This window comes from Psychrobacter glaciei (genome assembly GCF_014652895.1).
Taxonomy (GTDB): domain Bacteria; phylum Pseudomonadota; class Gammaproteobacteria; order Pseudomonadales; family Moraxellaceae; genus Psychrobacter; species Psychrobacter glaciei.
This window is the reverse complement of sequence record NZ_BMZR01000001.1, coordinates 267158-289092: the sequence shown is the minus strand read 5'-3', so window position 1 is coordinate 289092 and position 21935 is coordinate 267158. Positions and strand designations below refer to the sequence as shown.

Genomic DNA, 21935 nt, shown 5'->3' with positions numbered 1-21935 from the left:
TGGCTTTAGCGCTGCTGCTCTGTCACTATCTGCTCGCTGGTTTTGCCAAAACGGCGTTGACGCTGTGCGAACTCTGTGACCATCGTTGCCAACTCATCGGCAGTAAAGTTCGGCCATAATGTCTGGGTAAAGAACAGCTCAGCATAAGCTGATTGCCACAATAAAAAGTTAGAAATTCGGTACTCGCCGCCCGTCCGCACCAACATATCAACTGCAGGCGCATCGGCTAATTGCACATAGTTACCAAGCATTTCTTTATCAATTTCTGCAGCGCGCAACTCACCGGCTTCTACTTGCTGTGCCAGCTGTTTTGCGGCATTAGCGATGTCCCACTGCCCCCCATAACTAATGGCAATCACCAATGTCATGGCTTCAAAATGAGCCGTTTCTGCTTCTGCATCTGCCATCAATGTCTGTAAATCATGACTAAGCTGGCTACGGTCACCGATGAAACGCAAGCGAATGCGGTACTCATTCATACGCGGCATCTGCTCATGAATGGTCGATGTTAGCAGCTGCATCAATAGCGCCACCTCGCTAGGGGGACGTTGCCAGTTTTCACTGGAAAAAGCAAATACTGTTAATACTTCGATATCCGTATCGACACAATACTCCACGATAGGATCTAGCGCATCTTTACCCGCCACATGGCCTTGGCCTTTACCGAGCGCATTGGCTGTACCATAGCGATTATTACCATCCATGATAATGGCGATATGACGAGGAATGAGTACAGGAGCCAAAACGGTGGGAGTAGACATGGGCGATACGACTTATTGTTGAGGTAAAATAATGTATTGAGGTAAAACAATCATAACGCGCTCTATCGCATTAAAAAAGCGTCATGCTTAAGATTCATAAACTTATCATAAACCAGTTTAGAGCTAATGAAGATTGGAAAACCATTTTTGTAAACTGTTAAGGCCTATTTGCGAGCTATTAAAGAAACGTTATAAAACTCTGTGCTTATGTCATCACAATCCATATAGCAATAGACAGCCAATAGTGATTGACCATTAGCTGTCTATTATTATGATATTGTCTGCATCAAAAAACTTAATTTTTAAGCGCTTGATTTATTTTTTATTGATAAAAAATAAATCAAAGACAGTGCTTAAACGTCCATCAAATCGCTTTCTTTTTTGGTCAGACTTTTATCGATAGTTTCGATATATTTGTCAGTGATTTTTTGAATATCATCACTGGCACGACGTTCGTCATCTTCTGAGATTTCTTTTTCTTTGGCCAGCTCTTTGATGTCATTCATCATATCGCGGCGGATATTACGGATAGAGACTCGGCTGTTCTCTGCTTCTCCACGCGCAAGCTTTTGCATATCGCGACGCGTTTCTTCGGTCAATGCTGGCATCGGTACACGAATCACATCAGCAGTCATTGGGTTCAGACCCAGATCTGCTTCACGAATGGCTTTATCAATCGCTTGTACCATGGTACGGTCAAACGGTTGAACAAGTAATGTACGTGAGTCTTCAACGTTCACACTGGCTACCTGATTAAGTGCTGTATCAGAACCGTAGTAGCTGACCATCACACCTGACAACATACCTGGATGCGCACGACCCGTACGAACTTTACTAAAAGTGCTCTCAAGCGCTTCCAATGTCTTTTGCATGCGTGCTTCGCCGTCTTGCTTAATCTCTTTGATCATCATGTATCCTTATTTATCGCTATCGACAAATCATTCATTGTTGTTAATTATTAAGGTATTAACTGTTAAACCAGTGAGCTATTTATTGCCATTGCCATAATAGTACTAATGACCGCTGTATCAATATGAATTAATGAAAAACTCGTGTGCCTTCATTTTCGCCCATAATGACATTCAACAAAGCATTAGGTTTGGTCATATCGAACACTTGTAGAGGCACGTTGTGCTCACGGCATAAAGCAATCGCGGTCAAATCCATAACGCCAAGCTTTTGTTCTAATACTTCATCAAAAGTCAAACCGTCGTATTTCACTGCGTCGTCATGTAAGCTTGGGTCTTTGTCATAAACCCCATCTACTTTGGTGGCTTTTAAAATCAAGCCCGCTTCGATTTCAATACCGCGCAGGCAAGCAGCCGTATCAGTGGTAAAGAAAGGATTGCCCGTACCTGCGACAAAGATACACACTTCGCCATTTTTTAGGTAGCGAATGGCGTTGCGACTGCTATAGCTTTCGGTCACTTCGCCAATAGGCAAAGCTGACATCAAACGCGTTTTGATATTGCGACGCTCAAGGGCATCACGCATCGCCAGACCATTCATGACCGTCGCTAGCATACCCATTTGATCACCGGTGACGCGACCAACCAAGCCTTCTTTTTGTAACTGGGCACCGCGATATAAGTTACCACCGCCGACCACGATACCGACTTGTACCCCAAGCCCTCGCAAATGCGCGATAGACAAGCTCATCTTATCGAGCACTTCGGTATCAATACCCATGTCTTTGCTACCGGCTAAGGCTTCACCAGAGAGTTTCAGCAAGATACGAGAGTAACGCGGGTTTTTGTCAGACATTAGGTCACCTTATTTCGTTAAACTATAGTTTCGTTAATTATAATTAAAATCATCGGTAAAACACAAATACAGTTAACCTTTAAACTCGCTTATACCGCCATACTTGATGGGAGGCGTGTAAAAAGGCTAAATTGCGCTAATTGTAGCAAAAACTGCCTATCATTGGGCAATTTTCACTCACATATTATCGTAGTCATTTAACCTTTATAGCGGTCATTTAAATAGCAGTCATCTAACCTTGGTAACTGGCAAACAAATCGTATTCGCTAGCATCATCAATCGTGACCGTGAGGAATTGCCCGACTTTGACTTGCGCATTGATATCGTCAACATAGACATGACCGTCAATCTCAGGGGCGTCAGCATAGCTGCGGCAAATCGCAATGCCCTCGATACTATCAATCTCATCGACCAATACCGTCAAGGTTTTGCCGATTTTTTCTTGCAGCTTCTGTGCTGAGATGTCTTGCTGTAGCGCCATGAAACGCTCATATCGCTCTTGCTTAATCTCTTCAGGAACGTGGTCTGGCAAATCATTAGCCACTGCGCCTTCGACTTCTGAATAGGTAAACGCGCCAACGCGATCAAGGCGAGCCTCGACTAACCAATCAAGCAAGCATTGGAAATCTTCTTCCGTCTCACCAGGGAAACCAACAACGAACGTTGAACGAATGACGATATCTGGACAAATCTCACGCCACGCTTTGATACGCGCCAACGTGTTTTCACTGTGCGCTGGACGCTTCATTGCCTTTAGGATGCGATGGCTGGCATGCTGGAACGGAATATCAAGATAAGGCAGTAGTTTCTTCTCGCCCATCAACTCAACGACTTTATCGACGTGCGGATACGGATAGACATAATGCAGACGCACCCAAATACCCAAATCGTTCAATGCTTGGCATAAGTCATAAAACTTCGACTTGAGCGGCATGCCATTCCAAAAACTGGTTCTATACTTCAAATCCAGCCCATAAGCAGAGGTATCTTGCGAAATAATTAGCAGCTCTTTCACGCCAGCGTTTTTTAGCGCCATGGCTTCGTTCATGACATTATCAATCGGGCGCGAGACCAAATCTCCGCGCAAGCTTGGAATAATGCAGAAAGTACAACGATGGTTACAGCCTTCCGATATTTTCAGATAAGCATAATGGCTTGGGGTTAATTTGATACCCGCCTCATTGATTAAATTTATCTTTGGGTCATAGTTTGCGTCCAAACTGCGGTTCGGCTTGGGTACATGCTGAGCCACTGCCGTAATCACTTCGTCATACGCATGCGCACCGGTCACGGCTAGCACGGCTGGGTGCATGGCACGGATTTTGTCCGCTTCTTTACCCAAGCAACCAGTGACGATCACTTTACCGTTTTTGCTAATGGCTTCACCGATGGCGTCCAATGACTCTTGCACTGCAGATTCAATAAAGCCGCAGGTATTGACCACGACGAGATCGGCACCTTCGTAATCACTGGCAACTTGATACCCATCGCGGCTCAATTCTGTAATAATACGCTCACTATCCACTAGTGCCTTTGGGCAACCTAGTGATACAAAACCAATCTTTGGCGCGGCACTAACAGGCGTCGTGGCAGTCGCATTGGCTGTCGTAACCTCACTGCTTTGCTCAACGCTACGGTTTTGATTGTGATTGGCTTTATGATGGTAAGGTTCACTACTATCCGTCGAGCTTTGCGCAGGCGTTGCTGTCGGCTTGGCAGGATTAAAGAGGGTGGCAGTGTCTTTTGGGGCAATAGACGCTGACGAGGATGTTACGATTGTCGTATTAATAGACTCGATAGAATTTTTGGGCATGGCTGACCTTGCTAGAGATAAATTGGCTGAGCGCATTGTACGTTTTTTTTGTGATAATCACCAGTTTTGCCGCGCTAGTGTATTGATTTATGGTTAAATATTACGTTCAGTATTATTCTTTATTAGGCACTGACAATGACAGCTGATTTTACAACCGCCAAACCGACTCCTGACTTAGCCTTTATATCACAGCATTTATTCACCGCTATCTTGTGGGTCAATGACGAGCTAATCATTACGTGGCTAAATGCCCAAGCTGAACAACTACTAGCCATCAGCAGTGAACGATTACTCAATCAGTCAATATTGACCCTGCTCGCAACCGATGAATTAAAGCTCGATGAGCGCGCTGCTCTGGCTTTGAACCCTGACCAATTGGATAATCAAATCTGCGCCTTGACCGAGCGGTTTCATCAAGCAAAGCAATATCAACAACCCTTTATCGACCATGATCACATCATCAAAACCCCACTCAATGGCAACTTACCGCTCTCAATCGACTATAGCGTGACGCCTGTCATCTATGAGCAGCAACCTTACTTTATCATTGAGATGTGGGGTAAAGACCGTCAAAGCCGTATCTCAGAAGAGCAGCGTCAGCAGCAGCAATATAATGTTGCCCGTCATATGCTGCGTTCGGTTGCCCATGAGATCAAAAATCCATTGGCTGGTATTCGCGGCGCGGCGCAGTTATTGCAGCGACAATTTATCAAATTCAGCGAGGCGACTGCTTTACATAACCCTCCGTCTCCTGCTATTAGCGATATAAATTCTGCTCCGAATAGCGATAAACAGTTGCGAAAAACAGCGCAGAAGCTCCGCAGCTATACCGACATCATTATCTCGGAAACAGACCGCTTAACCCATCTTATCGGACAGTTTCTTGGCTCCAATCAGCTACCAAACTGGCAAATGCTTAACATTCATGAGCCACTTGAGCATGTTTTAACCTTAGTGCTCAATCAGTACCCCCAAGTTACACTGCAACGTGATTATGATTTGTCGTTACCCGAGTTATGCGCTGATAAAGATCAGCTGATTCAAGTGTTTTTAAACCTAATTAACAATGCCTGTGAATCAATGACTGAGTTTGAGCAGACGCTTCAACAAAACGCGCCAGCCAATGCTGATCAATTACCTTCAGATATTTTGCATAGTAATCTTGAGGTTGAGAAAACCTATCAACCAAAATTGCATATTCAAACGCGCGTTGCCTTCCAACATACGATTGGCAGCCAACAGCACAAACAAGCTTTGCAAGTTAGCATTACGGATAACGGCTCAGGGATAGATGCAGCGCTGATTGGGCAGATATTTTTCCCAATGGTGACCAGTCGTGCCGCTGGTACTGGTCTAGGCTTATCGATTGTGCAAGATATTATCAGCTGTCATCATGGTATGATTGACGTCAGCTCAAATCAAGCACAAAGCGCTAACCCAAATTCTAATCCCAGTTATAATTACAATAACAGTCAGACTCGTTTTACGCTGTACTTACCCTTTAAACAGCCCGCAACCGATGCGTAAAAATCATGGCTGAACCTATCAAACAACAACCCTGAATCACTTGCTCATTAGGCCTGATACATGACTGCATATAACGACAACCTTAAATCTAACAGCGACAATCAAGGCTCGAATGATAAAACATCTGGCAATCAAATATCTGACAGCCAAACACTTAATAACCAAGCACTTAACAATCAAACACTTAATAACCAAGCTATGAAAGTAACGGTCAATAATGCGCCTGCTGACAACCCTGCGACCTTATGGCTCATCGATGACGATGCAGCGCTGCGCTTGGTGTTGGCGGATACTTTTGAAGATGCTGGGTTGACGGTCATCAGCTTTACCCAAGCACAAGCAGCATGGACACGCCTCAATGATATCTTGCAGCAGCGCGAGTCAGCCACGCAGCTACCGGATGTGATATTGACCGATATTCGGATGCCTATGATGGACGGCTTGTCTTTTAGCGACTGGGTGCATAAGCACTTCCCTGCGTTGCCGATTGTCATCATGACAGCGCATTCAGACTTGACCTCTGCCATCAATAGCTATCAGACAGGAGCATTTGAATATCTGCCGAAGCCGTTTGACTTAGATGATGCAGTCGCTACGATTTATAAAGCGATTAATTTTCAACCAGACATGGCGAAAGCAGATCAACCAAATGAGTCTGATGCCAAAACAACTGCAAATAAATCGCCTGAGACAGATACGAAGTCCACTAGTAAAAATAAAGCCACTCATAACACTAAGACAGCCACCAAAGCCCATAAGACGACTAAAAACAAAGCTGAGATCAAAACTGATACACAAGCTAATGACAACCCCAGCGGCATCATTGGTCAGTCACAAGCGATGCAAACAGTGTTTCGTGCGATTGGGCGATTGGCGCACTCACCCATTACCGTTTTGATTACCGGTGAATCAGGCACAGGGAAAGAGCTGGTCGCCAGTGCCCTGCATCAGCATTCACCGCGTCATCAGCAATCATTCATTGCCCTCAATATGGCCGCGATTCCGCACGATTTGATTGAGTCGGAGTTATTCGGTCACGAAAAAGGTGCGTTCACTGGTGCAACGACGACGCGGCAAGGTCGTTTTGAGCAAGCTGATGGCGGTACGTTATTTTTGGATGAAATCGGTGACATGCCATTTAGCACCCAAACGCGGCTGCTACGGGTATTGGCAAACGGTGAGTTCTTTCGTGTGGGCGGACAGCAACCGGTCAAAGTGGACGTGCGCATCATTGCTGCCACCCATCAAAACTTGGAAGAACTGGTCAAACTGGGTCGGTTCCGTGAGGATTTATTTTATCGTCTCAATGTCATTCGTCTACCGCTGCCACCACTACGGACGCGCCGCGAAGATATTCCTGCTTTAACCAGTTATTTTATGCAACGAGCTGCTAAACAAATGAACACCGCCTTAAAACAGCTACAGCCTGCGGCGCTACAGATTATGCAAGCCTTTGACTGGCGCGGTAATGTGCGTCAACTTGAGAACGTCTGCCTATGGCTAACGGTCATGGCAACCGGAGATACAGTCATGGTTGATGACTTGCCGCCAGAGCTGCTTGAAGCGATGCCAGCAAACACAGAATTGCAGCCACAACAAACGTCATCCTCGTCTGAATTTGATCAGTACAACCAGCAGCACACCGGTGATAGCTCACATAGCCCCAATATAGATAGCAATAATTTAAACATCCAAACTCAAAACATCGCTAAAAATCCAAGTTGGCAGCAGGCATTGGCAGAGTGGGCCAAACAAGCGCTACAAACAGGCGAAACTGACATCTTGCAAACGGCAACGCCTGAGTTCGAACGAGTGTTACTTACAGCGGCACTCAATCATAGCGGTGGCAAAAAGATAGCGGCTGCCAACTTGCTCGGCTGGGGACGTAATACGCTCACCCGTAAATTACAGCAGTTAGATATGTCAGCAGCAGAAACGCAGACCAAAGAGTGATAAAAGCACAAAATAATTGAATTAATAATTCCAGTAAAATCAGTTATTTATCACGATGAGCAAAAATAATCGTTAAATAATTAAAAATAATTGCAAAAAGGGCTTGTCAAACCATTCAAACTCTATATAATAGCCAACCACTGAGACGCACTACCGAATCAGTTAGCTATCTATGTTGTGTTTGAGTTTAAACGCTAATAATGATAGAGTAACGAAAATGGGGCTGTGGCGGAATTGGTAGACGCACCAGATTTAGGTTCTGGCGCCGCAAGGTGTGAGAGTTCGAGTCTCTCCAGCCCCACCATTTTCGGATAGTGATTAAAGTTCTCAACCCTATACTAGACCTGCTTTCGAGCAGGTTTTTTTATGTCTGCAATTTGACCCTAATCCCACGATGGGACGCGCTGTGGGATTGCACAGAGCTGACCTATCACCCGCAAACCTTGTGTTTATTCGCGTACAGCGTCCATCTCCCATAATCCCACATATTTTTGCGTGGGATTGACCGAAAAAATCCGTCATTTCTCGTCACTTTTCATATCCAATTATCCGCCCTGCCCCTAGCACCACCAATGCCCCGGTCAGGGTCGTCAGGGTCGTCGAAAACCACGTTTTTTTATCGTGGGCGAGGCGGGGCTTCGATTGCGTTTTTTGAAGGCCAAAAAAAATCCGCTCAACTTGGAGCGGATACATATGTACTTTGACTAAATATTAATCTTATTCATTGAGTAGCGAGTAGTCTTTGAACTTGATGACCTCCTCGCCTAGCCATTCATTGATCTGCAGCATGGTCTGCTGTAGTGGCATCAGCTCATTGACTGCGAATACACGCGCAGCTTTGATTAGATCTCCAAAGCCTGCGGCATTAGTTGGTGACGCTCCCATCAGTTGAGGCGGTACTCGATGAGCAGCTGCTATATCAATACGACTCGCTTCTTTGATTTTGAAGAAGTCATCGTTGGCGCTGACCTCGCTAATCGGTAAGATCTGGATGCCGTCCTTTTTACCATTAGGCGAATACATAAAGAGGTTACGAAAGTTGCCCGGTCCTTTGCTGTCTTTCAATGCTTTGCGTAGTGCATCAATATCCTCTTTGTTCGTAGCAGGATCATTAACGTATAGAATATAACCAGCATGACTACCATTTAAGTAATATTTGCGACGGAATAATGTCGCTGACTCATCAAGCCAAGCCGCATTCAATGCCGACAAGTATTCTGGTGCTCCATAAACTTCTTGGTTCACATCCGGCTCGATAAGGTGACAAATATTCTCGGCTTTATATTCATGCGGATCTGCCCAGCTGTGCGTGGCAAAGTAGTATTTTTTTGCATCAATACCGACGCGCATGTATTTGGCCAACGGCACATTTAGTTTCATAGTTTTCTTTGAGCGGGACGGTACTCGATCAACATATGCGTTACCAAACGTCAGATAGTCTAGTGCCATTTTGCTGAAGTCGCGATGTGACAATAATTTATGTGGAATAAAAGTACTGGCCAAAATATTACGCTTAACAAAGATAGCACTACTATGATGCGGAGAGGCTCGCATTGTTTTGGATAGTGCATCAGGATCGTAAGGCGGTGCGTACCAAAGATTATGGTTATGACACTCACCCCAGTACAGACTTTGCCACTGCTCCATGACTGGTATCGGATCGCCAAACGTGAAAGCCTCCATGCCAGGCACGTCTACTGCGTCAAGGTTTTCAATTTCATTCATTAATATATCTCCAGTGCGGATTCGTCTTCACCTTGAGCAACTGCCAAAGGTTCTCTATGTAGTGCATGCATTAATGCCCACGCTAAGTCAGCATGACCAGTATCTTCATTTCGGTCAGCCTTGTAAGTGACTGCCCTTTCACTATTGGTAATGGTCTTATGTATAGAAGTGAAAGCCCCGACTACGTCGGTCCATTCATGATCAAATGATAACCGGCCTTTTTTGATAACGTCTTTCGTCTTTAAAACAAATTGTTGCTTGAGCTCTGGGCTGTAGTGAAGCTTGACGGCTTGCGGATAAAACTTAATCACTGACTGGTAGACACCAATGCCAAGGCCGGTGACATCGATCGCTATATATTCAACGTTATACTTCTCTGTCATTTCTCTAATAACATTCGCCTGCGCTTCGAAGTCAGGGTTTTTAAACTGCAAACGTTCAATGCCGCGTATCATTCCGTTTGGTGTGCTTGGCGCTGCTAATATCACAAGTCCAGCGCTGTCACGACTCAAAGAGGGGTCGTATCCCAACCATACCGGTTGATTACCAAGTGGTCTTGGCGTGTATGGCTTCCAATCTTCCCAAACTTCTAACGTGTCAACCATGCATGATTGCAACTCAGAAACACTAAATGCTGATAACGTGTCATCGATAAATTCACACATAAGCAAGTTATTAAATTCATCCTCGCTGTATTCCATCCGTAAATCATCAATATCAAATAAATCACAACCACCCTTCATAGCGTCATAAACATTGACGACTTGGCGCCATTGCTTGTCACCACATACTTTGCCATCGCGTAAATTATGTGGCGTGACGTCTATTTCAATTCTGTCATCACCTTTACGGCCCCGGTTATACAGTTGACCAGTCCAAAACTTATAGGCTTGATGCTGCTTGGATGATGGTGTCGATATATATGTCTGTCGCCATTTCTTATGCATGGCCATCCCTGATGCAACTTTTCTAAATTCAATAAACTTATGAATCCAAAAATATTCGTCCATATAGACGTTGCCATGGTATGACTGTGCTGTGCGGCTATTCGTACCTAAAAAATATAGGTTCGCGCTGTAGTCTTTTTCGGTCCCTTCAATGTTTAAAGTGATTGGGTCACCAGTCAGCTCAATACCTGCCGTTTCCATCGCCCATGCAATGATGTATTCACGAAATACCCTTGCTTGCGCTTTTGAGGCTGACAAGAATATTTGGTTACGGCCAGTCTCTATGGCATCAAGAAAAGCCTCACGTGCAAAGTACCAGGTCGCACCAATTTGGCGTGATTTTAATAAGTTACGGATGCGATTGGTCAGACCTGCGCTGTACCAAACCTTTTGATAATCAAACAAACAATCTCTAAATGAATCTTTGAATTTTTCTATGTCATCAATCTGAATGACGTTTGAAGGGTTCTTTTGGCCTTGCTTGCGGCCACGGTTGGATAGATTGGGGTTAAGGTCTGACTGTTTACCAGATTCTTTGTATTTATGAATCTTGGCCATCCGTTCTACTTGTCGTCCAAGCAGGTCAATCTCTTTAAAGTCTTTGCCTGATTTGTCATCTTTGTTAATCAGTTGAACCATTCGAGCTTCGAGCGTCGACTCTACTCTATCCAGAGGCTTTGCATCGTCCCAGCCGTCCGACTTTTTCCAACTGTCTACTGTTGTACGCGGCGTATTCACCATCTCGCTGATTGCGCTAATACTCCAACCTTGCCAATACAGACCACGGGCAACGGTTTTTGGATTCTCTCCTGTGGGTAGCGTGATAAGGGACATCGAAATAGCTCATAAACGGTATGAAGCTACTTTCCTTTAGTGGGCGCTTTTAATCATTGCTGTTTGTGGTGGATTAGCGCCTATACACCGTATTTGCTTTTGTCTTTTGATACTGCAATAGGTCAAAGTAAAGCTTTGAAATTGTGACCCTTTCACTCCAATCATTTAAATCATGGACCGTCTATGACTACCAAAACATTTCGAGTTGCACGCGCTGGCCAAACTACGGACGGTCGTGAAATCACTCGCGATCACATTACCCAAATGGCTGCTAGCTATAATCCAGAAGTTTATGGCGCGCGCGTCAACCTAGAGCATTATCGCGCAATGTTCCCTAATTCGGAGTTCCGCTGCTATGGCGATGTGATATCGCTATCCACTGAAGAAGAAGGTGATCATTTATATCTATTGGCTGAAATTGAGCCAACAAATGACCTTATTGCTCTGGCTAAGTCCAAGCAAAAAGTTTATTTCTCTATTGAGTTTTATCCTGAATTTGCTGATACAAAAGAAGCTTATATGGTTGGGTTGGCTTGTACTGATAGCCCTGCATCCCTTGGCACTAGCTATATGCAGTTTTGCCAACAGCATCCAGACGACAATCCTTTGGCCTCTCGTAAACAAAATCCTGATACGTTTATTTCTACTGCCGAAAGCGCATGGGAATATAAAGAAGAACCGAAATCAGTTTTTGCCACTGTCAAAGATATGTTTTCAGCTCCGGTTACTCCTAAAACCGATAAAGACAAAGAGCTTGCTACTGCTCAAGCATTCGCCCAACTGCCTGCAACCATCAAAGGCTTTCAAGATGTAATGCAAACCATGGCAGCGGCTCTTGATACGGTTAATGCCTCTGTCGGACACTTAAACACGACTGTCTCTGGTTTTGCTGAAAAGCAAAATGAAGTTGAAACGTCTCTGAAGAGTGTACAAGACAACCTTGATACTACGCCTGACGACAACTATACCCAGCGCCCAGCGGCGACCGGCTCATCTGATTACGTCAAATCTGACTGCTAATAATACCTAATAGCAATATATAACTGACTACTACCTACATTAGGACATCACCATATGAAAAATACTACCCGTCAACAGTTTAATGGCTATTTGGCAAATCAGGCCCAGCTGAACGGCGTACCCAATGCGACTGATCAATATACCGTTGTGCCTTCAGTACAACAAAAGGTTGAAGTACGCATCCAAGAATCAAGCGAGTTCTTGAAAAAGATTAATATCATCCCTGTCACTGATCAAAAAGGTGAAGCCTTAGGCCTTGGTATCAGTGGTGGTATTGCAAGCCGTACCAATACTAAAAGTGGTAAACGCCGCGATCCTAAAAACGTTGGTGAAGTTGGTCTTATTTACACTTACGTCTGTGAACAGACTAACTTTGATACAGCCATCAACTATAGCAAGCTTGATGCGTGGGCTCGTGTTCCTGAGTTCCAAGAAAAAATCCGCGATGCAGTCGTTAAACAACAAGGTCTTGATCGTATTACGATTGGCTTTAATGGCACCGAAGTGGCAGCTGACACTGATATCGAAGCCAATCCGCTATTGCAAGATGTAAACATCGGCTGGTTAGAGAAATGGCGCACCAAAGCACCTGAGTCAGTGATGACAGAATCAGAAGTTGGTACTGGTGTCGTCGCCGTTGGCGCTACTGCTGAACACTACAAAAACCTCGATGCGCTGGTTAAAGACTGTCGCAATCAGTTGATTGATCCTATCGTTCGTGATGACAGCCAATTACGTGTCATTTTGGGTCGTGATTTGCATGACTCGCGTGACTTCAATATGGTCAATGACAACAACACGCCAAGTGAAGTTATCGCCGTCAACAGCTTATTGATGCTAGATAAAGTCGGTGGTGTGCAGATTGAGTCTACTCCTCCGAACTTCCCAGCCGATGCCATCCTGATTACGCCATTAGATAACTTGTCTATCTACTATCAAGACGAAAGCCGTCGTCGCCATCATAAAGATGAACCTGAATATGATCGCGTAGCATTCTACGAGTCAGACAACGAAGCTTATGTCGTAGAAGACTATAAAGCAGGTTGCTTAATCGAAAACGTTGTACTGGTTTAACCAGTACAGCAGTTTTGTGATCTGATTTATTAAAAAGATGTAAATAATGGATTGAACATGAAGGAAGGAATTGGTATATGACTGACAAAACAACACCGGCGGCTCGACACCGCCAAAAGGCTTTATCACAAAAAGAAGTGACCAATATCGCTGCTGGGCCGAACCAGGCTTATCGCATGTTGCAACTGAAATTACGTGAAGATAAGCAAGCACTTAAGTCTAAGCAATCTATCCAAGCCAAGATTGAGCTGAAGCGCGAATTGGTTGGCCACTATGACGAATGGATTAACGCTACTTTATCCGCTGGTAAGGGCGATCAAGACAACCTGTTGACGACGCTAATGCTATGGCATATCGACATCGGTAACTTTGGCCGTGCGCTTGATATCGCTGAATACGCGATGAAGCATGATTTGAAAATGCCAGATGCACATCAGCGCACGCTTGCGACTGTCGTCGCTGAAGAGATTGCTGATACTGCCAAGAAACTAGCAACCAGTAATGAAATTGATGATGAGCAAATCGCGCAAGTACTACGCGCTTCTACTATTACCGCTGGTGCTGATATGCCTGACCAGGTACGCGCAAAGCTATCACGCCAAGTCGGTGAATTGACTGAAGCCGTCAATCCATTGTTTGCATTAGATAGCTTTCAAAACGCTCTGCGATTTGACGCCAATAGCGGTGTAAAGGGCTCTATTAAGCGCTTAGAAAAAAAGCTTAAAGAGGTTGAACCTGAAACATCTGAAGTTCAAGAGTTGGAATCAGAGCAACCTGCCTTAGAAGAAAAACAACCAGATTTGTCTGAAGTTTTGGACGAAAACAACTCGTAGCCGCGAGCCGAGGCGGCTCATAAATGCGTTCAGTTGATACTGCAACGACACTTATGACCACCGCCTCAACCTATTTATCAATATATTTTTGGAGTCGTTATGGGTTTTAGTGCTGTCAATCCAGTTGTAGATAACACAGTAATCACTCCTGCATTTATGCCTGATATCTCTGTCAAAGATTTTGCTGACGCAATGAAGCTTGATGGCACTGTGACACCAGCGCGTATGAAATACGCTTTGACTGACTCCGCAACCACTGTCTGTCGTGAGTTAAAGGCTTGGGTTGCATCGGTGATTAACGATCATGGCGTACTTACTTTAGATGAGTATGACTTAGCTAATGATACTGACAAGTGCTTTAGCTTTAAAAAAGCTGTCTATAACTTGGCAAAAGCACAGCTCACTGAGCACTACCGTGACTATGACACTGGTAATGATGCCGCTGCTCGTAGTAAAGAGCTAACTCCCCAAATCGATACCTGCTATCGCAATGCCCGTACCGCCATCTCTGATATCAAGAATGAGCCACATTCAACCATCGAGCTAATCTGATGCGTGTCGTATCAACATTACAAGGTGACACAGTGGATTTAATCTGCTTGCGCTATTTCGGTTTTACTGGCGGTGTTACTGAGCAAGTAATGACTATTAATCCGCAATTGGTTGGCTACAGCCTTACATTACCAAGTGGTCTTGATATCCAACTGCCCACTGCACCCGAACGTACACAAAAGCAGGTCATTCAATTATGGACGTAACTCAAATCCAGATATTAACCATCGATGATGTTATGCGCGAACATTTGCAATGGTTGCTGATCTCGTTGCCTGTTATATGGGCCGCTGCTGGCGGCGCTTGTATCCGTCTGCTGTTAATACGTGCAGAGCCATTTTGGATGCGATCTCAAAATGCTACTGCCGGTTTATTGCTTGCTGTCATGTTATCCGATATCACTGCAAAGCTGTTGACCGGCGGCAACTATGCCACTGGTTATGCTGTCATTTACGGCATGGTCGGGCGCGAGCTATTTGTCACGTTCTATGAATTTATTAATGACAATGTGCGTCCCCTTTTGATGGCTGCTCTACGTCATTTTTTCCCATTCTTATTTAAATACAAATCAACCAACGAGGCGGACAATCATGATGATCCTTGATACGTTATCTACTTTATCCATCGTTGTCATTGCTATCGTTTGTGCTTTGACAATTATCAAATACCATCGAGAGCTTGGCTTACTTGTCACGCTCACCATTTTATTTTTTGCATTGAGTTGTGTCGGCTTGGCATTTGATGAAACCACTGGTCGGGACGGTGTGTGGGCACTACCAATATTTCGTATGCTTGCTGCTGCTGCAACTGCTACTACTTATATTAAATTACGAGCCTTTTGGGCGCGTTATGGCGTATTCATTAGCGCTATCAATCAATCAAAAAAGGACAATTTTGTATGAGCACTACTCAACCAATGACTTTGATTGACTGCGACTATAAAGTTGCTGCCCGCCGTTTACGTTGTGATGAAGCCTCTATCCGTGCTGTCAGGGACGTTGAGTCACGTGGCGCTGGGTTTTTATATGATACTGATGACAAAATATGGCGCATCAAAATATTGTTTGAGCGCCACATCATGTACCGCTTACTGAAAAACAAGCATAGCCGTGAATATGCACTTAATCATGTTCGCACTACCCCCGATGTGGTCAACACTCGTAGTGGTGGCTATAGTGGTGGCAACGCTGAGCACGACAGACTAAAGAAAGCTCGAAAAATCGATAGCGACTTAGGTCTGGAATCCGCAAGCTGGGGCACGTTCCAAATTATGGGTTTCCATTGGAAACGACTGGGCTATAAGTCAGCTGTTGATTACGTTCTCACACTGTCAAAAGGTGAGCCTGAACAGTTAGAAGCATTCTGCCGGTTCATTGAAACTGATCATCGCTTACTGAATGCTATTCGTACCAATGATTGGGCACTGTTTGCTGAAGTTTACAATGGTCGCGATTATAAAAAGAACCAGTATGATACTAAGATGCGTGATCGTAAAAAGTACTGGGATAAAGAGCTTACCAAATGATATTCGATGATAGCCTACGCCAATTTTTGACTGATAAAGTCGAGTTCTTTGCTCAGAACCCTGATCGGTTAATCATTAGTGTAGAAAAAGGCTCGCTTAAATGGGCAGGTCAGACTTTGAGCCATCGTCAACACTATCAGCTGTTGGTTGAAGTTGATGAGTTCCCTGAAAGTTTGGATGCGAACCTTGTTATCGTTGCCATACTAGACTGGCATCAACAGAATCAAGATCCAGTCCCACCCAACAGCCCCTCTCCCATTGAGTTTGAATCTTATATATTGAGCAACTCTACGACCACAGTTGTTTTCACTGTCAAAGTTGAAGAGGTGGTGGTGGTAACTAAAGATGATAACGGTGATTACGTTTTCAATACTTGCCCACAACCGGCAAACAGAACCCCTCCTTTACCTTTGCATAATCCAAATCTATAACTATGAGTGACTTAACCGAACTAGCCGCCGCTCTACCTGAATGGGCAACGGCCATTGCCTCGCAGCTTGATAATAAGCAGTTGAAGAAAGTCAATCGCGCCTTAGCAATGGAGATGCGAGCCGTCAATCGTGAGCGGATTCGTGCTCAAACAGAGCCAGACGGTGGCGCTTTTGTAGATCCTCTTAAATCTTCAAACAATCCTATGTTTCGCGAGCTGACTAAGGCTCGTCATCTAAAGTTCAATGCAACCAGTCGCTATGCACAGATAGGCTTCAAAGGCAGCGCCGCCAAGATTGCCCGGATTCACCACGAGGGCCAACGTAGTACCGTGCGTCCTGATAGCTCTAAGAAATTCCCCTACCCCAAACGTGAGCTGATTGGCATCGCTCGTGCTGACCGACACATCATTATTCGAGTGTTACGCGAGTCATTGACCACTGATTAAATCCCTTTTGTTTTTTTGTGGTGGATTAACACGTATACACCGTCTTTGCTTTTGCCTCTAATAGCCGTTATGAGTGACGATAACGTCATGAATACATCTCCTATCGAAAACGAGCGCAGGCTCCAAAGCATCATCAATCGCGGCATTGTCACACAAGTTGACCATGCCGCTGCTCGTTGCCGTGTGCAGATAGATGGGTTAGAGACCGACTGGCTGAAATTCACCAGCGCTCGTATTGGCAAAGTCAAAATTTGGAACCCGCCTTCTATTGGTGAGCAAGTATTAGTCATTAGCGAGACGGGTGAATTGTCGACTGGTCTTGTGACCACCTCATTTGATTATGACGATCAGCCGATGCCATCTGCCAATGCTGATACCTTTGAGATTCATTGTAATGATGGTGCGAGCTTTATCTACAATCATGCTACGCATAACTTAGGAGTTACTTTACCTGATGATTCAGTTACTAGCCTTGTTTCCAGCAGCGTGCAAATATCTGCTCGCGATGTTGCTTTTGATTGTACTAATTTTAATGTCAATTGCAGCACCTATTCTGTTGGTTGCCAGTCTTATTCCTTAAATAGTCAAACCAACAATCAAAAAGGAACCTTGACTATTAACGGTCAGCCTTATTTAGAGCATAACCATAATGGCGTTAAGTCAGGCGGTAGCAGTACTGGAGGCGTCAATGCTTAATCAAGATAACGGTGTCACTGTGATTAATGTGAAAGGCATGTCACGCAGTACCGGTCAGCACATTGACCAGACAAACCATATCTTACAAAGCGTCCGCGATATATTGATGACCCCAATAGGTAGTCGTGTCATGCGTCGAGATTACGGCTCATTGCTGCCATTCTTGATTGATTCTCCTATCAATGCCTATTTTATTATGCAGCTTCGTGCATCCGTCATCCATGCATTAATGCGCTGGGAGACTCGTGTCACGCCCACTCGCATTGAGCTGGTCACTGATGCCAGTGCCGCACAAGGCATCGCTAGTCTGATGATTGAATATCGTTATGTGATTAGCAAAAAAATCGAACGTACTTATCTGTCATTAGGCGGTGCTCTATGAGTCGTATTGATCTCTCTGGGCTTCCAGCCCCAAGCATATTGACGCCCCTAGACTATGAAACAGAGCTTGCAGCACTTAAAGCCGAACTGATCGCCAAGGATCCACAGCTTGCCGACGCCCTCACACTTGAGAGCGAACCCCTTACTAAGTTGTTAGAAATACTTGCTTATCGTTCGATGTCAAAGACGAACCACATTAACCAAACTGCCAAATCAATGTTAATTGCTTATGCCGCTGATACCACGCTTGATCATCTGGCAGCTGGCGTCGGCATCACTCGCTTATTAGTTAAAGCTGGCAATCCTGATTCTGTACCGCCTATCCCTGATGTCATGGAATCCGACACAGCATTACGTCGTCGCGTCCAGTTAGAGCCTGAGCGGGCTTCTGCTGGTAGCAAAGGCGCTTATTTGTTTTGGGCTCTGTCTGCAGACGGTGATGTTCGTGATGCCAGTGTCGTTACAGCCTCCCCTGGTCGTGTGACTGTTTATGTGCAAAGCCATAGCGATGCTATCGCTAGTGATGCCCTTCGCGAGAAGGTAAGACTGGCAGTTGATACTGATGAGCGTCGCCCCTTTACTGATAATGTCCGTATCGCTGCGGGTCAGCCAGAAGTTTGGATGGTACAAGCGGAGCTGACGCTTTATCCAGGACCCGATAAAGATGTTGTTATTAATGCAGCCCGCGCGGCGCTTGCTGATTATATCGAGCAGGTGCGCTATTTAGGCTATGACGTTACTTTGTCAGGTTTATACCACGCATTGCATCAGCCTGGTGTCCAGCGTGTCAGCCTCCTACAACCGATACATGATATTAGTTTGCCAGATGGCAAATATGCCAATTGTACAGATGTGATTATCAGTGCTGTGGAATATCGTGATGTTTAGCCCCTTGTTGCCACCGAACAGCACCAAGCTTGAAAAGGCTTTAGATGAGCAGACGCAGCGTATTGACGCACTGTCTGTTACTTTTGCCCGTTTGATTGATGCCAATACCTGTCCAGTGTCATTTTTACCTTGGCTTGCCTGGTCACGTCGTGTTGAGTACTGGGATGGTCAATGGTCTGAGTCCAAGCAGCGCGACGTTATCAAAGGCGCACGAGCATTTAACGCCCAGCGCGGTACTAAAAGCACGTTGACTCAGGCAATGGAAAATATTGGATTAGGTCATAATTTGTTGGCTTGGCACGAACTTTATCCAAAGGGCACACCTTATTCTTTTACCGTAAAGATAACCAGCGGCCGTATTAGCGTCCAACAGCAACAAGAGATTTATACAGCACTAGATAGTGTCAAATCAGCGCGTGATCAGTTCTCTATTGATGCAAGCGTGGTCAATACGGTTCAGTTTTTTGTCGCTGGTGCTACCCGCACTGGTAATACTACTTATATCTCAACACCAAACGCTTAGGTAACTATTTAGGTAACAACAATGGCTAATTATTATGTATTACTCACTGACCACGGCAAATCCTTTATTGCCAATGCACAAGCTGGTTCACAGCTTGCATTGACGCATGTGGTGTTAGGTGATGCCAACGGTCAGCCTTATCTACCTGAGTCAAGGTTGAATGAAACAAATCTTGTTCATCAAACGGCAAAATTGCCAGTCGCATCTATCAAGGTTATCAACGATACAACTGCTGAAGTATCTGCCGTTGTACCGTCCAACGTGGGCGGTTGGAATTTACACGAAGTCGGTATCACTGATAGCAGCGGTAAGCTTGTCTACGTGGGCAACTTCCACGGTGGCTATCGCCCAACGCTTACCGAAGGTGCTGGCGGTGACATGGAGCTGGTATTTACGATTACTGCGGACAACCTCGCTACTGTTGTGATTGAGATGGACGGCAATGTCGTTACTGCTACCCGCGATTGGGTGAATGAGCGCTTTCAGTTCTTACTGCGGACGTTAATACCTTATGGTTATTTATACCATACTCACACAGCCGTCAATCCGAAGCCTTTATTTGATGAATTGCTAGGGACAGACACACAGTGGCGCCGTATTGAGGGTCAAAGCATAGTAGCAACGGATCCTGATGATACTTATATCAGCGATATTGGCATTGTATTGGGTCAAAAAGGCATGACGAATCTTGCTAATGCCCAGCGTCCCAATGTCTATCCACTAAGAACGACTCACATATTTGAACGTTATGACCCTTCAACTGTGGTCGAAACCGTCTGGAATGTAGTTGCCAACAAAACCTCAATCAACGAAGGCGATGCTGTCCGTTTTACTATTACCGCCAACAACTTGCCTGACGGTCAAATTCTCAACTGGACGGTTAAAGAAGGCACTCTAAATAGCGCCAGTAACGATATCACCAGTCCAGATAAGACAGACAGCGGGACAGTCATTCTAAATAATGGCCAAGCAGTTATTAACTTTACGACCACATCTGACGATAACGAAGCAGAGCCACAGAAACATGTGCGTCTAACCGTAGGCGCACCAGCGAACCTATCTATCAATGTGCCAGTAAATGACGCTGGCCATAACGAAACGGTATTGCATATTAGTCAGTCTACCAGTGAGGGTATTGATCTAGCTGAGTATTACAAAGCCCAGTCTGGCAGCTATCCTGCTGCTACTGATACGGTACGTTTTATCGTGGACGCTGGTGTCGATATCATCGCGCCAAACACTGCCACCCCTGCCATCACGGAAGGCGTTAATTGGCCAACTGGTGCGAACGATCCAATTATCGAAAACCGTGGTCGTATTTTGGGTCGTGGTGGTGACGGTGGGCGTAGTGCTTACAGTCGCACAACGGGTAATCCTTCGCAATCTACTACGAGACCGCCAGTGGCTGGTGGTAATGGTGGCAATGCTATTAAGTCATTAGCTCGAGCTATCGTTGTCGAAAACTTCAATCTTGTTGCAGGTGGTGGTGGTGGCGGTGGCGGTCTAGGCGCTTATGAAACTGCAGGCAGTTTTAACTTTGTTGTCGGCGGAGGTGGTACAGGTGGCGGTGCGCCATATGGCAAACGCTCACCAAACGAATCTACTTACAGCATGTACTTAGCAGATGAGGCTTTTACAGGTCAGAAGCTACCGCTACCAAATGACGGTAAGTTTTATAAAATTTTAAATCAAGCTGTTGATCAAGCTTTTGCAAATTGGCCCGGATCGGATGGTGACTACTATTATGATGCAAGTTATCACGCTCCTAGCGCGAATGAAGAACGATATATATTCGTAGAAATAAAGCCGACAAGCTTATCTCAAGCAACGGGTAGTTTTAGAGATTACCGTGTGTCAGGTTGGACTGGTGAGATGCCTGCAGGTGGCTCTGTGGTGCTAAAAATGTCTCAAGATGCTGGTCTAAATAGTGCTGGTTTAGGCGGTGCGAACTTAGCAATAAACCCAGCATCTTATCATTCAACTCAAAGCAGTATATATCCTGAGGCTGACGACCCTACTCTTTCGCAGGGCGGTAATGGAGGCAGTCTTGGTGAGTCTGGCCAATCAGGCACGTTTGACAAGATTTATCAATATTCAGGTTCAGGTGAGGCTACACAAACCACTTCTAGTAATACGTCGTGGTACATACCACCAGCCACCGGTGGTCTCGCAGGATATATCAAACAAGGCAACGTCACTATCAACAACCTATCTGGTGGCATTACTAAAGGCCGCTAATTTA

The 21935-nt window shown here is 45.1% G+C and carries 23 protein-coding genes and 1 tRNA gene; 18 read left to right on the top strand and 6 right to left on the bottom strand.

Going from position 1 to position 21935, the window contains the following annotated elements:
• Positions 1-5: 5 nt before the first annotated feature.
• The 4 genes from uppS to rimO form a co-directional block, all read right to left on the bottom strand.
• Positions 6-761, bottom strand: a complete 756-nt coding sequence (uppS, locus tag IE130_RS01375; protein WP_189580603.1) for a polyprenyl diphosphate synthase — start codon at positions 759-761, stop codon at positions 6-8.
• Positions 762-1114: 353 nt separating this feature from the next.
• On the bottom strand, positions 1115-1669 hold the full coding sequence (frr, locus tag IE130_RS01370; protein WP_010200239.1) for a ribosome recycling factor: 555 nt from the start codon (positions 1667-1669) through the stop codon (positions 1115-1117).
• A gap of 130 nt (positions 1670-1799) precedes the next feature.
• Positions 1800-2525: a UMP kinase gene (gene pyrH, locus IE130_RS01365; protein WP_010200240.1), complete on the bottom strand. Its 726-nt coding sequence runs from the start codon at positions 2523-2525 to the stop codon at positions 1800-1802.
• 232 nt (positions 2526-2757) lie between these two features.
• Positions 2758-4338 carry a 30S ribosomal protein S12 methylthiotransferase RimO gene (rimO, locus tag IE130_RS01360; RefSeq protein WP_189580600.1) on the bottom strand — a complete coding sequence of 527 codons (1581 nt, stop codon included), beginning with the start codon at positions 4336-4338 and terminating at the stop codon, positions 2758-2760.
• Between the two features lie 135 nt (positions 4339-4473).
• Here rimO and IE130_RS01355 point away from each other — a divergent pair, with 135 nt between their 5' ends.
• The 3 genes from IE130_RS01355 (at position 4474) to IE130_RS01345 (ending at position 8122) form a co-directional block, all read left to right on the top strand.
• Positions 4474-5865: a two-component system sensor histidine kinase NtrB gene (locus IE130_RS01355; RefSeq protein WP_189580597.1), complete on the top strand. Its 1392-nt coding sequence runs from the start codon at positions 4474-4476 to the stop codon at positions 5863-5865.
• 60 nt (positions 5866-5925) lie between these two features.
• Positions 5926-7818, top strand: a complete 1893-nt coding sequence (locus tag IE130_RS01350) for a sigma 54-interacting transcriptional regulator (protein WP_373299584.1) — start codon at positions 5926-5928, stop codon at positions 7816-7818.
• Positions 7819-8037: 219 nt separating this feature from the next.
• Positions 8038-8122 (top strand) — tRNA-Leu (locus IE130_RS01345).
• A gap of 413 nt (positions 8123-8535) precedes the next feature.
• On the opposite strand, the gene IE130_RS01340 is transcribed toward IE130_RS01345, so the two are convergent.
• Positions 8536-9543 carry a phage portal protein gene (locus tag IE130_RS01340; RefSeq protein ID WP_189580594.1) on the bottom strand — a complete coding sequence of 336 codons (1008 nt, stop codon included), beginning with the start codon at positions 9541-9543 and terminating at the stop codon, positions 8536-8538.
• A complete protein-coding gene (locus tag IE130_RS01335; protein WP_189580591.1) occupies positions 9543-11324 on the bottom strand; it encodes a terminase large subunit domain-containing protein in 1782 nt (593 codons plus the stop codon). Before IE130_RS01335 ends, IE130_RS01340 begins: the two co-directional genes overlap by 1 nt.
• Positions 11325-11507: 183 nt before the next feature.
• Between IE130_RS01335 and IE130_RS01330 the strand changes: the two genes are divergently transcribed.
• The 15 genes from IE130_RS01330 (at position 11508) to IE130_RS01260 (ending at position 21931) form a co-directional block, all read left to right on the top strand.
• Positions 11508-12344 carry a GPO family capsid scaffolding protein gene (locus IE130_RS01330; protein WP_189580588.1) on the top strand — a complete coding sequence of 279 codons (837 nt, stop codon included), beginning with the start codon at positions 11508-11510 and terminating at the stop codon, positions 12342-12344.
• Between the two features lie 54 nt (positions 12345-12398).
• Positions 12399-13418, top strand: coding sequence for a phage major capsid protein, P2 family (locus IE130_RS01325; protein ID WP_189580586.1), 1020 nt, complete (start codon positions 12399-12401; stop codon positions 13416-13418).
• A gap of 77 nt (positions 13419-13495) precedes the next feature.
• Positions 13496-14251 carry a phage terminase small subunit gene (gpM, locus tag IE130_RS01320; RefSeq protein ID WP_189580584.1) on the top strand — a complete coding sequence of 252 codons (756 nt, stop codon included), beginning with the start codon at positions 13496-13498 and terminating at the stop codon, positions 14249-14251.
• Positions 14252-14350: 99 nt separating this feature from the next.
• Positions 14351-14803, top strand: coding sequence for a head completion/stabilization protein (locus IE130_RS01315; protein ID WP_189580582.1), 453 nt, complete (start codon positions 14351-14353; stop codon positions 14801-14803).
• Positions 14803-15009, top strand: a complete 207-nt coding sequence (locus tag IE130_RS01310) for a tail protein X (protein ID WP_189580580.1) — start codon at positions 14803-14805, stop codon at positions 15007-15009. Before IE130_RS01315 ends, IE130_RS01310 begins: the two co-directional genes overlap by 1 nt.
• On the top strand, positions 15000-15407 hold the full coding sequence (locus IE130_RS01305; protein ID WP_189580578.1) for a hypothetical protein: 408 nt from the start codon (positions 15000-15002) through the stop codon (positions 15405-15407). Before IE130_RS01310 ends, IE130_RS01305 begins: the two co-directional genes overlap by 10 nt.
• Positions 15394-15705, top strand: coding sequence for a hypothetical protein (locus tag IE130_RS01300; RefSeq protein ID WP_189580576.1), 312 nt, complete (start codon positions 15394-15396; stop codon positions 15703-15705). The genes IE130_RS01305 and IE130_RS01300 overlap by 14 nt, the downstream gene beginning before the upstream one ends.
• Positions 15702-16328, top strand: a complete 627-nt coding sequence (locus IE130_RS01295) for an N-acetylmuramidase family protein (protein WP_189580573.1) — start codon at positions 15702-15704, stop codon at positions 16326-16328. The genes IE130_RS01300 and IE130_RS01295 overlap by 4 nt, the downstream gene beginning before the upstream one ends.
• Positions 16325-16759 (top strand): phage tail protein, encoded by a 435-nt coding sequence (locus tag IE130_RS01290; RefSeq protein ID WP_189580570.1) that lies wholly within the window; start codon positions 16325-16327, stop codon positions 16757-16759. The genes IE130_RS01295 and IE130_RS01290 overlap by 4 nt, the downstream gene beginning before the upstream one ends.
• A 2-nt stretch (positions 16760-16761) precedes the next feature.
• Positions 16762-17205 carry a phage virion morphogenesis protein gene (locus IE130_RS01285; RefSeq protein ID WP_189580567.1) on the top strand — a complete coding sequence of 148 codons (444 nt, stop codon included), beginning with the start codon at positions 16762-16764 and terminating at the stop codon, positions 17203-17205.
• A gap of 87 nt (positions 17206-17292) precedes the next feature.
• Positions 17293-17901 (top strand): phage baseplate assembly protein V, encoded by a 609-nt coding sequence (locus IE130_RS01280; protein ID WP_189580564.1) that lies wholly within the window; start codon positions 17293-17295, stop codon positions 17899-17901.
• Positions 17894-18283 (top strand): GPW/gp25 family protein, encoded by a 390-nt coding sequence (locus IE130_RS01275; protein WP_189580561.1) that lies wholly within the window; start codon positions 17894-17896, stop codon positions 18281-18283. Before IE130_RS01280 ends, IE130_RS01275 begins: the two co-directional genes overlap by 8 nt.
• Positions 18280-19170: a baseplate assembly protein gene (locus IE130_RS01270; RefSeq protein ID WP_189580558.1), complete on the top strand. Its 891-nt coding sequence runs from the start codon at positions 18280-18282 to the stop codon at positions 19168-19170. Before IE130_RS01275 ends, IE130_RS01270 begins: the two co-directional genes overlap by 4 nt.
• A complete protein-coding gene (locus tag IE130_RS01265) occupies positions 19163-19693 on the top strand; it encodes a phage tail protein I (protein WP_189580555.1) in 531 nt (176 codons plus the stop codon). The genes IE130_RS01270 and IE130_RS01265 overlap by 8 nt, the downstream gene beginning before the upstream one ends.
• A 21-nt stretch (positions 19694-19714) precedes the next feature.
• Positions 19715-21931, top strand: a complete 2217-nt coding sequence (locus tag IE130_RS01260; protein ID WP_189580552.1) for a phage tail-collar fiber domain-containing protein — start codon at positions 19715-19717, stop codon at positions 21929-21931.
• Positions 21932-21935 lie beyond the last annotated feature (4 nt).

Coding starts and splice junctions, on each gene's coding strand:
- uppS (WP_189580603.1), bottom strand. CDS start 761: ATGTCTACTCCCACCGTTTTGGCTCCTGTACTCATTCCTCGTCATATC.
- frr (WP_010200239.1), bottom strand. CDS start 1,669: ATGATCAAAGAGATTAAGCAAGACGGCGAAGCACGCATGCAAAAGACA.
- pyrH (WP_010200240.1), bottom strand. CDS start 2,525: ATGTCTGACAAAAACCCGCGTTACTCTCGTATCTTGCTGAAACTCTCT.
- rimO (WP_189580600.1), bottom strand. CDS start 4,338: ATGCCCAAAAATTCTATCGAGTCTATTAATACGACAATCGTAACATCC.
- IE130_RS01355 (WP_189580597.1), top strand. CDS start 4,474: ATGACAGCTGATTTTACAACCGCCAAACCGACTCCTGACTTAGCCTTT.
- IE130_RS01350 (WP_373299584.1), top strand. CDS start 5,926: ATGACTGCATATAACGACAACCTTAAATCTAACAGCGACAATCAAGGC.
- IE130_RS01340 (WP_189580594.1), bottom strand. CDS start 9,543: ATGAATGAAATTGAAAACCTTGACGCAGTAGACGTGCCTGGCATGGAG.
- IE130_RS01335 (WP_189580591.1), bottom strand. CDS start 11,324: ATGTCCCTTATCACGCTACCCACAGGAGAGAATCCAAAAACCGTTGCC.
- IE130_RS01330 (WP_189580588.1), top strand. CDS start 11,508: ATGACTACCAAAACATTTCGAGTTGCACGCGCTGGCCAAACTACGGAC.
- IE130_RS01325 (WP_189580586.1), top strand. CDS start 12,399: ATGAAAAATACTACCCGTCAACAGTTTAATGGCTATTTGGCAAATCAG.
- gpM (WP_189580584.1), top strand. CDS start 13,496: ATGACTGACAAAACAACACCGGCGGCTCGACACCGCCAAAAGGCTTTA.
- IE130_RS01315 (WP_189580582.1), top strand. CDS start 14,351: ATGGGTTTTAGTGCTGTCAATCCAGTTGTAGATAACACAGTAATCACT.
- IE130_RS01310 (WP_189580580.1), top strand. CDS start 14,803: ATGCGTGTCGTATCAACATTACAAGGTGACACAGTGGATTTAATCTGC.
- IE130_RS01305 (WP_189580578.1), top strand. CDS start 15,000: ATGGACGTAACTCAAATCCAGATATTAACCATCGATGATGTTATGCGC.
- IE130_RS01300 (WP_189580576.1), top strand. CDS start 15,394: ATGATGATCCTTGATACGTTATCTACTTTATCCATCGTTGTCATTGCT.
- IE130_RS01295 (WP_189580573.1), top strand. CDS start 15,702: ATGAGCACTACTCAACCAATGACTTTGATTGACTGCGACTATAAAGTT.
- IE130_RS01290 (WP_189580570.1), top strand. CDS start 16,325: ATGATATTCGATGATAGCCTACGCCAATTTTTGACTGATAAAGTCGAG.
- IE130_RS01285 (WP_189580567.1), top strand. CDS start 16,762: ATGAGTGACTTAACCGAACTAGCCGCCGCTCTACCTGAATGGGCAACG.
- IE130_RS01280 (WP_189580564.1), top strand. CDS start 17,293: ATGAATACATCTCCTATCGAAAACGAGCGCAGGCTCCAAAGCATCATC.
- IE130_RS01275 (WP_189580561.1), top strand. CDS start 17,894: ATGCTTAATCAAGATAACGGTGTCACTGTGATTAATGTGAAAGGCATG.
- IE130_RS01270 (WP_189580558.1), top strand. CDS start 18,280: ATGAGTCGTATTGATCTCTCTGGGCTTCCAGCCCCAAGCATATTGACG.
- IE130_RS01265 (WP_189580555.1), top strand. CDS start 19,163: ATGTTTAGCCCCTTGTTGCCACCGAACAGCACCAAGCTTGAAAAGGCT.
- IE130_RS01260 (WP_189580552.1), top strand. CDS start 19,715: ATGGCTAATTATTATGTATTACTCACTGACCACGGCAAATCCTTTATT.